This is a genomic window from Modestobacter lacusdianchii, assembly GCF_054177765.1.
In genome coordinates this window covers 89,915-102,284 of the sequence record NZ_JBJJTJ010000010.1, presented here as the reverse complement: position 1 = coordinate 102,284, position 12,370 = coordinate 89,915, and the positions used below count along the sequence as shown (strand labels likewise).

Genomic DNA, 12,370 nt, shown 5'->3' with positions numbered 1-12,370 from the left:
CCCCGCAGCCTAGGGACCTGCCTCAGCCGGCGAGCTGGGCCGGCAGCTCCTCCCGGTGCAGCACGACCAGGGTGCTGACCGCCCGGGTGAGGACGACGTAGAGCCGGTGCAGCCCGCGCGGCTCGGCGGCGACGATCGCGGCGGGCTCCACCACCACGACGGCGTCGAACTCCAGCCCCTTGGCCAGGGTCGCGGGCACCACCGAGACGCGGGTGGTCTCCGCGCCGTCGTCGGTGAGCGCGGCGACGTCCAGGCCGGCGCCGACGAGCAGGTCGACCACCTCGGCCACGGCGGCGTCGGCGCAGACGACGCCGGTCGAGCCCTCCCCCGCGGCCAGTTCCCGGACCACCTCGACCAGCGGCTCGGCGAGCAGCGCGACCGGCCGCAGCCGCAGCGAGCCGGGCTCACGGCGCACCGCGGTGGCCTGGCCCAGGCCGGGGGCGAGCGAGGGCAGCAGGCGGTTGGCGAAGTCGAGCACCTCGCCGGGCACCCGGTAGCCGCGGGTGAGCGGCCGCACGGTCGTGTCCGGCCGGCCCAGGGCGGTCAGCGTCTGCGACCAGTCGGCCACCGACCAGGGGCTGGTGGCCTGGGCCAGGTCGCCGAGCACCGTCAGCGACCCGGCGGCCAGCCGGCGGGCCACCGCCCGGCACTGCATCGGGGAGAGGTCCTGCGCCTCGTCGACGACGACGTGCCCGTAGCCGGGGGTGCGCTCCAGCATCCCGGCGACCTCGTCGACCAGCACCGCGTCGGCCGGGGTCCAGCGGGCGGCCCGCACCGACCGCGGCGGCCTCGGCCAGTGCAGCAGCGCCTGCTCCTCCGCGGTGAGCACCCCGTGCGCCGCCCGGGCCAGCCGCTCGGGGTCGGTGAACAGGTCGTGCACCAGGCCGGCGGCGTCCACCGCGGGCCAGACCGCGTCGCAGAAGGCGCGCACCTCGGCGCTGCGGGCGCACCGGCGGGTCTCGGCGTCCGTCGGGCTGCCGCCGCCGGCCTCCTTGAGCCGGCGGGCGTACTCGGCCAGGCCCATGGCCAGCCGCTCCCGGCCGGCCGCGTAGTGCACCAGCTGCTGCTCGTCGACGCCGCTGGTGCCGGCCCGGCGCAGGTCGTCGACGAAGCGCTTGAGCCGGTCCTCCCCGATGCGGTACTTGCGCCCGGACAGCGTCACCTGCACCGACTCCACCGGCTTGCGCACACCGCTCCACAGCGCCCGCCGCAGCACCTCGGCCATCCGCGGGTCGCCCTTGAGGACGGCGACCTCCGGAGCGTCCTGCGCGCGCACCGTGACCCGTGCGGTGAGGCTCTCCACCGTCGCCTGGTCGACCTCCACCTCCCCGAGCGCCGGCAGCACCTGCTCGATGTAGCGGAGGAAGGCCTTGTTCGGCCCGACGACCAGCACGCCGGTGCGGGCCAGCTGCTCACCGTGGGTGTAGAGCAGGTAGGCGGCCCGGTGCAGCCCGACCGCGGTCTTGCCGGTGCCCGGGGCGCCCTGCACGCAGATCGACTCGGTCAGCGGAGCCCGGACGATGTCGTCCTGGTCGGGCTGGATGGTGGCCACGATGTCGCGCATCGGGCCGCTGCGCGGGCGCTCGATCTCCTGCCGCAGGATGTCGCCGGTGCCGCCGTCGTCCTCGCCCTCGGCCAGGTGCTCGTCCTCGTAGCTGGTCAGCTCGCCCTCGGCGAAGCCGAACCGGCGGCGGCGGGCCAGCCCCTGCGGTTCGGCGGCGCTGGCCTGGTAGAACGGCCGGCTCATCGGCGCCCGCCAGTCGATGACCACCGGGTCACCCGCGGCGTCCCGCACGTGCCGGCGTCCGATGTGGAAGGTCTCCGCCACCCCGTCGGGCCCGGACCCGGCGGCGCCGTCGGTGCGGCCGAAGAACGCCGGCACACCGGGGTCGTGGGCCAGCGAGCGGAGCCGCTCGGCGCGGGCGGCACCCAGCCGCTCGGAGGCCCAGGCGTCGACGCCGGCGTCGGCGACGGACACCGCGGCGGCGCGCATCTGGGTGAGGCAGTCGGCGGCGCGGAGCAGGTGGTCGCGCTCGGCGGCGAGGACGGGGTCGGCGGCGGTCTGGGTTCCCTCGGCAGCGGCAGCAGACACGGTCGGAGGACGTTACGCGCGGACGGCGACCGGGCCAACCGACTTCCCGGCCGACGCGCCGGAGATGTGTAGACCCCCCGGTTCCGGATCAATCCAGGGGCATGGCCAGTGACTCCGCTCTGCCCCCGGTGATCGGGGCGATCGCCGACGACCGGGACGGGCAGCCCCTGGGCACGGTCACCGCCGTGTTCCTGGACGACGTGACCGGGCAGCCGACCTGGGTCGGGCTGACCCCCGGCCTGCACGCCCACCCCGACTCCGACGACGTGCCGGTGATCGCACCGATCGCCGGCGCCGACCACGCCGACGGGCGGGTGCGGCTGCCGGTCTCCGCCGCGGCCGTCGAGGCCGCGCCCCGCGTGTCCAGCCCCGACCGGCTCACCCCGGCCGAGGAGACCACCCTGCGGGCGCACTACGCCGGCACCCGCCCCCCGGCCACGTCCGGTGCGGCGACGGACGGCGCGATGACCCGCGCCGAGGAGCAGCTGGACGTGACCACGGTCGTGGAGCCGTGGACCCGCGCCGTGCTGCGGATCGAGGAGGTCACCGAGGAGGTCATGGTGCCGGTCACCGTGACCCGGCAGCGGGCCCGGATCGAGCACCTGCCGCTGACCACCCGCGACAGCGCCCGCGATGCCGGGGCCCCGGGCGGCCGGCGGGAGACCAGCACCAGCGAGTGGGTCACCCTCTACGCCGACGAGCCGGTGGTCACCGTCGAGCGGCGGCCGGCCGAGCGGGTGCGGCTGGCCACCTCGTGGGTCACCGAGCAGACCACCGTCTCCGACCGGCTGCGCAAGGAGCAGGTCGAGCTGACCACCACCGACACCGTCTGAGCCCGGTGCCCCGGGGCGCCCCCGGCCCTCACGCCGTGGGCGTCCCGGTGCCCGGCGCGCCGAGCCACCAGTCCAGACCGGCGGTGACCAGGTCCGGGGTGACCACGTGACCGCCGGTGAACTCCTCGTACGTCACGTCGTAGCCGTCGGCCAGCAGCTCGGCGGAGACCCGCCGGCCGCACCGGTCGACCGGCAGCACCCGGTCCTGGGTGCCGTGGCTGATCCAGAACCGTGGCCGGCCGTAGCGGCCCGGCGAGGAGACGAAGCCCGGGGAGAAGGCCAGCACCTCCCCGGCGAGGTCGCCGTTGGCCACCCCGATCGACAGGGCGTAGGAGCCACCGTCGGAGAAGCCGGCCAGCGCGACCCGGCTCACCGCGCAGGTGGCGAACACCTCCGCCAGCGCGGCATCCAGCACGGCGACGTCCCGCTCGAGCCCGCCGGCGATCAGGTCCCAGGTGCTGCCGGCCGAGGTGGGCGCCAGCACGAGCACCCCGCGGGCGGTGGCCAGCTCCCCGACGGCGGCCAGCGACTGCTCCGCCGTCCCGCCGGCGCCGTGGAAGAACACCAGCAGCGGCCGGGGCACCGGGTCACCCGGCGGGACGGCGAGCAGCACCTCCGCGCCCGGCCCCAGGTCGAGCCGGGAGACGCCCGGGCCGGGCACGGCACCGGCCCGTGGTGGTCCTGGGCGACTGTCGAGGCGGCCGTCCGCGGCGCGCGAGGAGGGGGACACGGTGCTCCCCTACCCCGGGGAGGCCTGCCTGCACGACCCCGGCCACGGGGGCGGCCGCTCACCTCGTGTGACGCACATCTCACTCGGAGTCCGCGGCGCTCGGCAGCCGGGGCACCCCCGGCGGGTCGGGCCTCCCACCCGCCCGCCGGTGGGTGGTCAGCTGCACCCGGCCGCCGGTGGCGGCCACTCCTCCGACGACGCAGGAGCACCGGTGACCCAGACCCTGGACCCGACCGACACCTCGACCGCCGCCGACGACCCCGGCAGCCGGGTGAGCTCGTGGCTGGAGACGTTCCAGTCCGCGCTCACCGCCCGGGACGTCGACCGGGTGGTCGACCTCTTCGCCCCCACCTGCTTCTGGCGCGACCTGATCGCCTTCAGCTGGAACATCACCACCGTCGAGGGGCACGACGGCGTCCGGGACCTGCTCCAGGCGACGCTGGAGCGCACCGGCCCCCAGGGCTTCCGGGCCGTCGAGCCGCCGACCGCCGCGGACGGCGTCGACGAGGCGTGGGTCGAGTTCGAGACGGCGGTCGGGCGGGGCCGAGGGCACCTGCGGCTGCGCGACGGCCGCGCCTGGACGCTGCTCACCACGCTCTACGAGCTGACCGGGCACGAGGAGCCGCTCCGGGACCGGCGGCCGATGGGCGCCGAGCACGGCATCCACCGCGACCGCGAGACCTGGCGGGACCGGCGCGAGCGGGAGGCGCGGGAGCTGGGGTACCAGACCCAGCCCTACGTGCTCGTCGTCGGCGGCGGCCAGGGCGGGATCGCCCTCGGCGCCCGGCTGCGGCAGCTCGACGTGCCGACGATCGTGATCGACAAGCACCCGCGCCCCGGCGACCAGTGGCGCAGCCGCTACAAGTCGCTGTGCCTGCACGACCCGGTCTGGTACGACCACCTGCCCTACATCAAGTTCCCGGACAACTGGCCGGTGTTCGCGCCCAAGGACAAGATCGCCGACTGGCTGGAGTCCTACACCCGGGTGATGGAGCTGGACTACTGGTCGAGCACCCGGGCCGTCGGCGCCACCTTCGACGAGGCGACCCAGGAGTGGCGGGTCACCGTCGAGCGGGACGGCGTGCCGGTGGAGCTGCGCCCGAAGCAGCTGGTGCTGGCCACCGGGATGTCGGGCAAGCCGAACGTGCCGGTGCTGCCGGGCCAGGACGTGTTCCGCGGCGACCAGCACCACTCCTCGGCACACCCCGGCCCGGACGCCTACCGCGGCAGGAGGTGCGTCGTCATCGGCTCGAACAACTCGGCGTTCGACATCTGCGGGGCACTGTGGGAGGTCGGGGCCGACGTCACCATGGTGCAGCGCTCGTCCACCCACATCGTGCGGTCGGACTCGCTGATGGAGATCGGGCTGGGCGCGCTCTACTCCGAGCAGGCCGTCGCCTCGGGCACGACCACCGAGAAGGCCGACCTGACCTTCGCCTCGCTGCCCTACCGGATCATGCACGAGTTCCAGATCCCGCTGTACGAGCAGATGCGGGAGCGGGACGCCGACTTCTACCAGCGGCTCGAGGCCGCGGGCTTCGACCACGACTGGGGCGACGACGGGTCCGGGTTGTTCATGAAGTACCTGCGCCGCGGCTCGGGCTACTACATCGACGTGGGCGCGGCCGACCTCGTCGCCAACGGCGACGTCCGGCTGGTGCACGGGCAGGTCGACCACCTGACCGAGGACTCGGTGGTGCTGGCCGACGGCACCGAGCTCCCCGCCGACCTGGTCGTCTACGCCACCGGCTACGGCTCGATGAACGGCTGGGCGGCCGACCTGATCAGCCAAGAGGTCGCCGACCGGGTCGGCAAGGTGTGGGGCCTGGGGTCGGACACCACCAAGGACCCGGGCCCGTGGGAGGGCGAGCAGCGGAACATGTGGAAGCCCACCCAGCAGGAGGGGCTGTGGTTCCACGGCGGCAACCTGCACCAGTCACGGCACTACTCGCTGTACCTGGCCCTGCAGCTCAAGGCCCGCCAGGTCGGCATCCCGACCCCGGTCCACCGGCTCCAGGAGGTCCACCACACCTGCTGATGCCTCCCCGGGGGGCCAAAATCGCGACTTTGGCCCTCAGGGGCGGTCGGTGGGTTCGGTGATGTGCACCCGGACGGCGCGGAACTGGGCCGGGGTGGTCAGTAGCACGGCCTTGGTGGGGTCGCCGACGTCCAGCGGGCCCAGCCGGCGGAGGTCGGCCAGCAGGCGCAGCCGGGGGTCGGTGAGCACCTCGGCGGCCAGCCCCCTGTCGCCGCCGGTGGCCAGCGCGACCACCTCGCCGGCGTGCGGCAGCAGCACCCGGTCGGCGGTGTCGGCGGCATGGCTGACCACCGCGTCGGTCTGGTGGCCGCGCCGCCGGGCGAACCGCTGCTGCGACCACCCACCGGCCGCGGTGCGCCCCTGCACCTGCCGGGCGTCGACCTTGGAGACCACCAGCTCGGTGCCGTCGAACACCCCCACCGCCCAGCGGCCGCGCCGCACCAGCAGGACGGCGGTGCGGCGGGGCGCCCGGGCCGCGGCGGTGAAGGCGGTCAGCGGCGCCGGTCCCGGCGTCCAGCCGTAGGGAGCGGTCAGCGCGACGGTGGTGCTGTCCTGGCAGGTCACCGTGAGCACGCCGGCGTCGTCGGCCCGCACGTCGGTGAAGGCGCCGTGCCGCTGGGCGACGCCGTCGAGCCAGCGGTCCAGCCGCTCGGGCGCGACCCCGAGCACCCGGCCCCCGCCGGCGGCCGGGCGAGGAGCGGTCACGGGTGGTCGGCGCGCCAGGCCAGCAGCCGGTCGAGCACGTCCCCGGTGCGCAGCCCGTCGTGCTCGAACTCGTTGGTCACCCAGGTGCGGACGTTGCCGACCCGGGCCGCGGTGTCGAGGGAGAGCCCGGCGTCGACGTACATGTCGTCGGCGTAGACGGCCGCGTCGACCGGGACGTCGTTGGCCGCCAGCCGCACCGGGTCGTACAGCGGCGGGAACTCCGGGACCTCGGCCAGCGCGTGCGCCGCCGGGCCGAAGGCCCGCAGCGAGGTGATCTCCTCGAACACCCAGGGGAACACCATCTCGCCGGTGAACAGCAGCGGACGGCGGTCGGTGTCGAACTCCGGCCCGCGTTCGGCCTCCGCCGCCCAGCCCGTGGCACCCGGCCCGCTGGCGTAGATGACCTCCTGCAGCGTCATGTACAGCGGGTTCTCCCAGTAGGAGGTGCGCCGCGCGACTGCGTCCAGGAAGCCGTCGGAGGGCTCGCCGTCGGCGTCGAGGGCCTCGTCGAGCAGCCAGTGCAGCTCCTCGGCCCCGGAGAGGGTGCCCAGCGCGTGGCCGAGGGTCTGCAGCCGCCGCACGGTGAGCCGGTCGCCGTCGGGCAGGTGCACCGGAGCGGCGTCCAGCCGGTCGGCCACCGCCGCCAGCCGGCCGGCGTCGTCCGGGTACCGCGCGTAGAAGCCGGCCGTCTTCGCCGCCACCCGTGGCCAGGTGCGCCGGTAGACCTCGCGGGGGCCGGCGGTGAGCCCGGCCAGCCCGCCGGTGACCAGGCAGCGGTCGAGCCCCTCGGGCGCCGTGGACAGGTAGCTCAGCGTCAGGAAGCCGCCGTAGCTCTGCCCCAGCGTCGTCCACCGCCGGCCGCCGTAGACCGTGCGGCGCAGCTCCTCGGCGTCCCGGACGATCGAGTCGGCCCGGAAGGCCAGCAGGTGGCGCGCCGCGGCCGCCGGGTCGGTGAAGGCGCTGATCCGGCGCCCGGTGACCCGGGAGCTGCGGCCGGTGCCCCGCTGGTCGAGCAGCACCACACGGAAGTCGCGCAGCGCCCGGTCGAGCCAGCCGCCCCGGGTGGGCCGGGGCGCCTTGCCGCCCGGTCCGCCCTGCAGGAAGAGCAGCAGCGGGAGGTCGTCGTCCCGCCGGTCGGGGGCGACCAGCTCGCGGGCGAAGACGGTGATCGTGCCGGCGTCCGGGTCGCCCCAGTGCAACGGCACCGGCACCTCGTGCTCCCGGACGAGCGCGCCGGGGATCGCGTACCCGGCCATCAGCGGGCCAGTGCCGCCGTGGCGGCGTGCTCGGCGGGGACGTGCAGGCAGCGCTGCCCGAAGGCGACGGCGATCGCGGCCAGGCCGGCGGCGACGGTGGCCACCAGGAAGCTCGCGTTGGCGCCGACCGAGTCGACGATCTTGCCGGCCACCGAGGCGCCGACGGCCACGCCGAGGGCGAGCGCGGTGCCGATCCAGGTGAACGCCTCGGTGACGGCCGAGCGGGGCACCAGCACCTCCGCGAGGGTGAACGCACTGATCAGCGAGGGCGAGACGGCGATGCCGGCGAGCACCACGACCGGCAGCATCACCCAGTAGCTGGAGATGAGCAGCAACGGCACCGTGAGCACGGTGAGCAGCGCGAGCGCCCCGACCAGGCGGTGACGCAGCGGGATCTGCCAGTGCACCGCACCCCAGCCGATCCCGGCCAGCATCGACCCGGCGGCCAGCCCGGCGATCAGCAGCCCGGACAGCGACCGGGCTCCCACCTCGTCGGCGAAGGCCACCAGGGCGATCTCCAGCGTGCCGAGGATCGCGCCGACGGCCGCACCGACGACGAACAGCACCCGCAGGCCGTGCACCCGCATCGCCGAGGCCCCCCGGCGGTGCTCGTGCTCGGCGGGCGGCGGTTCGGTGTGCCCCTGCGCGGCGAACAGCAGGCTGCCGACGGTGGCCAGGGTGAAGGCGGTGACCACCCCGGAGGTGGTGTGCCCGGTGGTGGACAGGAAGGTGACCAGCACCGGCCCGACGATGAAGACGAACTCGTCGACGACGGACTCCATCGCCAGCGCGGTGGGCAGCCGGGGCGTGCCGCGCAGGAGGTGGGTCCAGCGGACCCGGATCATCGAGGAGACCGGCGGGATGCTCGCCCCGGCCAGGCCGGCGGTGAGGAAGACCGTCCACAACGGCCAGCCGGCGCGCACGGAGAACAGGAAGCCGACGCCGGAGACGATGAAGACGGCCAGCACCCCGAGCAGCACCCGCCGCTGGGCGTGGGTGTCGGCGAGCCGTCCGATCAACGGCCCGGTCACGGCGGTGGCCACCGCGCCGACCGCGGCCACCGCACCCCCGAGCCCGTAGGAGCCGGTCTCGGACTGCACCAGCAGCACGCTGCCCAGCCCGATCATCGACAGCGGCAGCCGCCCGATGAACGCCGCCAGCACCATCGGCAGGGCGTGCGGGGTCCGCAGCACGTGCAGGTACGGGTTGGGCACGAGCGGACTGGCTCCGTGGTGTGGGGGGATGCCTCGGGATGGGCGCGCCGCAGCCACGCTAACCGACCGGGCGCCCACCCGCGGGACGACGCGAACGACGTCGTCTCCGAGAGCGACGAGGCCCCGCCCCCGACGACGCTGTCGGGGAGCGGGGCCTCGTCCGAGGGGCGGACACCGTGGCGACGCTGCCACGCCGTCCGACCCGGCTGATGCGGTCGCGGAGCGACCGTCGGCCCCGTCCGGAGGCCCGCCCCGAGCGTGCGAGGGGGAGGGGGACGGGGCCCTTCGTCAGGCCAGGCGGCTCTTCAGGATCTCCAGCTCGTCCCACATGGTGCTGGGCAGCTTGTCGCCGAACTTCTCGAACCACTCGGTGATCTGCGGGACCTCGGCCTGCCACTCGTCCCGGTCGACCCGCAGGGCCTGCTCGACCTGCTCGCGGGTCATGCCCAGACCGGAGACGTCGAGGGAGTCCGGGGTGGGCACGTGCCCGACCGGGGTCTCCTCGGCGGCCGCGGTGCCCTCCAGGCGCTCGACGACCCACTTGAGCACCCGGCTGTTCTCGCCGAAGCCCGGCCACAGGAAGCCGCCGTCGGCGTCCCGGCGGAACCAGTTCACGTAGAAGACCCGGGGCAGCTTGCTGGCGTCGTGCTGCTTCCCGGTGTCGACCCAGTGCTGGAAGTAGTCGCCGGCGTTGTAGCCGATGAACGGCAGCATGGCGAAGGGGTCGCGGCGGACGACGCCGACCGCCCCGGTGGCCGCGGCGGTGGTCTCCGAGGAGAGCGTCGCCCCCATGAAGACGCCGTGGTTCCAGTCCCGCGCCTCGCTGACCAGCGGGATCGTGGTCTTGCGCCGGCCGCCGAAGAGGATCGCCGAGATCGGCACGCCCTTCGGGTCCTCGTACTCCGGGGCCAGGATCGGGCACTGGGTGATCGGGGTGCAGAACCGGCTGTTCGGGTGGCTGGAGGGCTCGTCGGACTCCGGCGTCCAGTCCCGGCCCTTCCAGTCGGTCAGGTGGGCGGGGGCGTCGTCGGTCATCCCCTCCCACCAGATGTCGCCGTCGTCGGTGAGTGCGACGTTGGTGAACACCGAGTTGCCCCGGTCGATGGTGCGCATCGCGTTGGGGTTGGTGTCCCAGCCGGTGCCCGGGGCGACGCCGAAGAGGCCGAACTCGGGGTTGAGCGCGTAGAGCCGGCCGTCCTCGCCGAACCGCATCCAGGCGATGTCGTCGCCGAGGGTCTCGACCTTCCAGCCCGGGATGGTCGGCTCGAGCATGGCCAGGTTGGTCTTGCCGCAGGCGCTGGGGAAGGCGGCGGCGACGTAGTAGGTCTTCTGCGCCGGGCTGGTCAGCTTGAGGATCAGCATGTGCTCGGCGAGCCAGCCCTCGTCGCGGGCCATCACCGAGGCGATCCGCAGCGAGTAGCACTTCTTGCCCAGCAGCGCGTTCCCGCCGTAGCCCGAGCCGTAGGACCAGATGGCCCGCTCCTCCGGGAAGTGCACGATGTACTTGGTGTCGCTGCACGGCCACGGGACGTCGGCCTGCCCGGGCTCCAGCGGGGCGCCGAGGGAGTGCATGGCCGGCACGAACGGCCGGTCGCTGCCCATCGCCTCGAGCACCCGGGAGCCGATCCGGGCCATGACCCGCATGGAGACGACGACGTACTCGGAGTCGGTGAGCTCGACGCCGAACATCGGGTCCTCGGCCTCGACCGGGCCCATGCAGAACGGGATGACGTACATGGTGCGGCCGCGCATGCACCCGCGGTACAGCTCGGTCATCACCGCCTTCATCTCGCCCGGGTCCATCCAGTTGTTCGTCGGGCCGGCGTCGGCCTCGTCGACCGAGCAGATGAAGGTGCGGTCCTCGACGCGGGCGACGTCGCTGGGGTCGGAGGCGCACCAGAACGAGTTGGGCTTCTTCTCCAGCCGGGTGAAGGTGCCGGCGTCGACCAGCTTGGTCGTGAGGCGCTCCCACTCGGCGTCGCTGCCGTCGACCCAGACCACCTGGTCAGGGGTGGTCAGCTCGACCATCTCCTGCACCCAGGAGAGGAGCCGGGCGTGCGTGGTGGGGGCGTTCTCGAGACCGGGGGTGGCCACGGAAGTCACGGCGTCTCCTCCTTCAGGGGCGCACCGGCGCGGGCGCCGACGCTGGCTCACGGACGGTCCCCCGGCCACGTCGTCGGGGCCGGGAGATCAGGTGAGACTACTCGTATAGGACGTCTGGTCGCAGTGTGACGTGGGTCGCCCCGGGGATGCCCGACGCCGGCCACCTGGTTGGGTGGCGACGTGACCGTCCTGCAGCCCCTGACCCTGCGCGGGGTCACCCTCCCCAACCGGCTGGCCGTCGCCCCGATGTGCCAGTACTGCGTCACCGACGGCGTCGTCGGTGACTACCACCTGGTGCACCTGGGCCGGTTCGCCCTCGGCGGCTTCGGCCTGGTGATGGTGGAGGCGACCGGGGTCACCGCCGACGGGCGGATCAGCCCCGGCGACGTCGGCCTGTGGAACGACGAGCAGGTGCCCGGCCTGGCCCGGGTGGCCGCCTTCCTCCGCGAGCACGGCAGCGTGCCGGCGATCCAGCTGGCCCACGCCGGCGGCAAGGCCAGCACCCTGCGCCCCTGGGACGGCAGCGGCCAGGTCACCGCCGAGAACGCCCGCCCCGGCGACGTCCCCTGGACGCCGGTCTCCCCCAGCGGCGTGCCGATGGGCGAGGGCTGGTCGGCCCCGCACCCGCTGTCGCTCGAGGAGCTCGCCGGGGTGCGCGAGGCGTTCGTCGCCGCCACCCGACGGTCGCTGGCCGCCGGCTACCAGGTCGTCGAGGTGCACGCCGCCCACGGCTACCTGCTCAACCAGTTCCTCTCCCCGCTGACCAACACCCGCACCGACGCCTACGGCGGCTCCCGGGAGAACCGGATGCGCTTCCCGCTGGAGGTCGTCGCCGCCGTCCGCGAGGTGTGGCCGGCCGACCTGCCGCTGATGGTGCGGGTCTCCGCCGTCGACGCGACCCGGGACGGCGTGACGCTGGAGGACACCATCGCCTTCGCCCGCGAGCTCAAGGCGCTGGGCGTCGACGCGATCGACGTCTCCGGCGGCGGCATCGGCCCGGGCTGGGAGCACCCCATCGGCTACGGCTACCAGGTGCCCTTCGCCGCGGCGATCCGCGAGCAGGCCGGCATCCCGACGATGGCCGTGGGCCTGCTGGTCGACCCCCAGCAGGCCGAGGCGGTCGTCGCCGGCGGGCAGGCCGACCTGGTCGCCGTCGCGCGCGAGGCCCAGGACGACCCGAACTTCGCCCTGCACGCCGCCCGGGCGCTGACCGGCTCCTACGAGACCTACCCCGTGCAGGCGGGCCCGCGGCTGGCCTCCCGCGACCGGCTGCTCGACCGGCTGGGCCCGTGGGCCGGCCCCGACCCGGTCCAGGTCGAGGAGCCCAGCGCCCAGGCCTGAGCCGGCCGACCGGGGTGGAGCCGCGTCGCCGCCCGGGTCGAGCCGCCGGACCTGAGGT

9 protein-coding genes are annotated in these 12,370 nt (G+C 74.7%); 3 read left to right on the top strand and 6 right to left on the bottom strand.

All coding sequences use genetic code 11. From position 1 onward, the window contains the following. Positions 1-22 precede the first annotated feature (22 nt). Complete coding sequence (locus tag ACJTNH_RS09625; RefSeq protein ID WP_458175000.1) at positions 23-2,092, bottom strand: HelD family protein; 2,070 nt, start codon at positions 2,090-2,092, stop codon at positions 23-25. A gap of 101 nt (positions 2,093-2,193) precedes the next feature. On the opposite strand from ACJTNH_RS09625, the gene ACJTNH_RS09620 reads away from it, so the two are divergent. Continuing rightward, positions 2,194-2,925, top strand: coding sequence for a YsnF/AvaK domain-containing protein (locus ACJTNH_RS09620; protein ID WP_458174998.1), 732 nt, complete (start codon positions 2,194-2,196; stop codon positions 2,923-2,925). A 28-nt stretch (positions 2,926-2,953) separates the two neighbouring features. On the opposite strand, the gene ACJTNH_RS09615 is transcribed toward ACJTNH_RS09620, so the two are convergent. Further along, entirely contained in the window at positions 2,954-3,586 is a 633-nt protein-coding gene (locus tag ACJTNH_RS09615) for an alpha/beta hydrolase (protein ID WP_458174996.1), read from the bottom strand. Positions 3,587-3,866: 280 nt separating this feature from the next. Between ACJTNH_RS09615 and ACJTNH_RS09610 the strand changes: the two genes are divergently transcribed. After that, positions 3,867-5,693, top strand: a complete 1,827-nt coding sequence (locus tag ACJTNH_RS09610; RefSeq protein ID WP_458174994.1) for an NAD(P)-binding domain-containing protein — start codon at positions 3,867-3,869, stop codon at positions 5,691-5,693. A gap of 36 nt (positions 5,694-5,729) precedes the next feature. On the opposite strand, the gene ACJTNH_RS09605 is transcribed toward ACJTNH_RS09610, so the two are convergent. From ACJTNH_RS09605 to ACJTNH_RS09590, 4 genes are all read right to left on the bottom strand, one after another. Further along, positions 5,730-6,398 (bottom strand): acVLRF1 family peptidyl-tRNA hydrolase, encoded by a 669-nt coding sequence (locus ACJTNH_RS09605; RefSeq protein ID WP_458174992.1) that lies wholly within the window; start codon positions 6,396-6,398, stop codon positions 5,730-5,732. Continuing rightward, entirely contained in the window at positions 6,395-7,654 is a 1,260-nt protein-coding gene (locus tag ACJTNH_RS09600; protein ID WP_458174990.1) for an alpha/beta fold hydrolase, read from the bottom strand. Before ACJTNH_RS09600 ends, ACJTNH_RS09605 begins: the two co-directional genes overlap by 4 nt. Next, positions 7,654-8,868 carry an MFS transporter gene (locus tag ACJTNH_RS09595; protein ID WP_458174988.1) on the bottom strand — a complete coding sequence of 405 codons (1,215 nt, stop codon included), beginning with the start codon at positions 8,866-8,868 and terminating at the stop codon, positions 7,654-7,656. The genes ACJTNH_RS09600 and ACJTNH_RS09595 overlap by 1 nt, the downstream gene beginning before the upstream one ends. A 288-nt stretch (positions 8,869-9,156) precedes the next feature. Then, positions 9,157-10,971, bottom strand: a complete 1,815-nt coding sequence (locus ACJTNH_RS09590; protein ID WP_458174986.1) for a phosphoenolpyruvate carboxykinase (GTP) — start codon at positions 10,969-10,971, stop codon at positions 9,157-9,159. A 180-nt stretch (positions 10,972-11,151) separates the two neighbouring features. On the opposite strand from ACJTNH_RS09590, the gene ACJTNH_RS09585 reads away from it, so the two are divergent. Next, the gene (locus ACJTNH_RS09585) at positions 11,152-12,312 is read left to right on the top strand and encodes an NADH:flavin oxidoreductase/NADH oxidase (RefSeq protein ID WP_458174984.1); all 1,161 of its coding nucleotides are present in this window, start codon (positions 11,152-11,154) and stop codon (positions 12,310-12,312) included. The last annotated feature ends 58 nt before the right edge of the window (positions 12,313-12,370 follow it).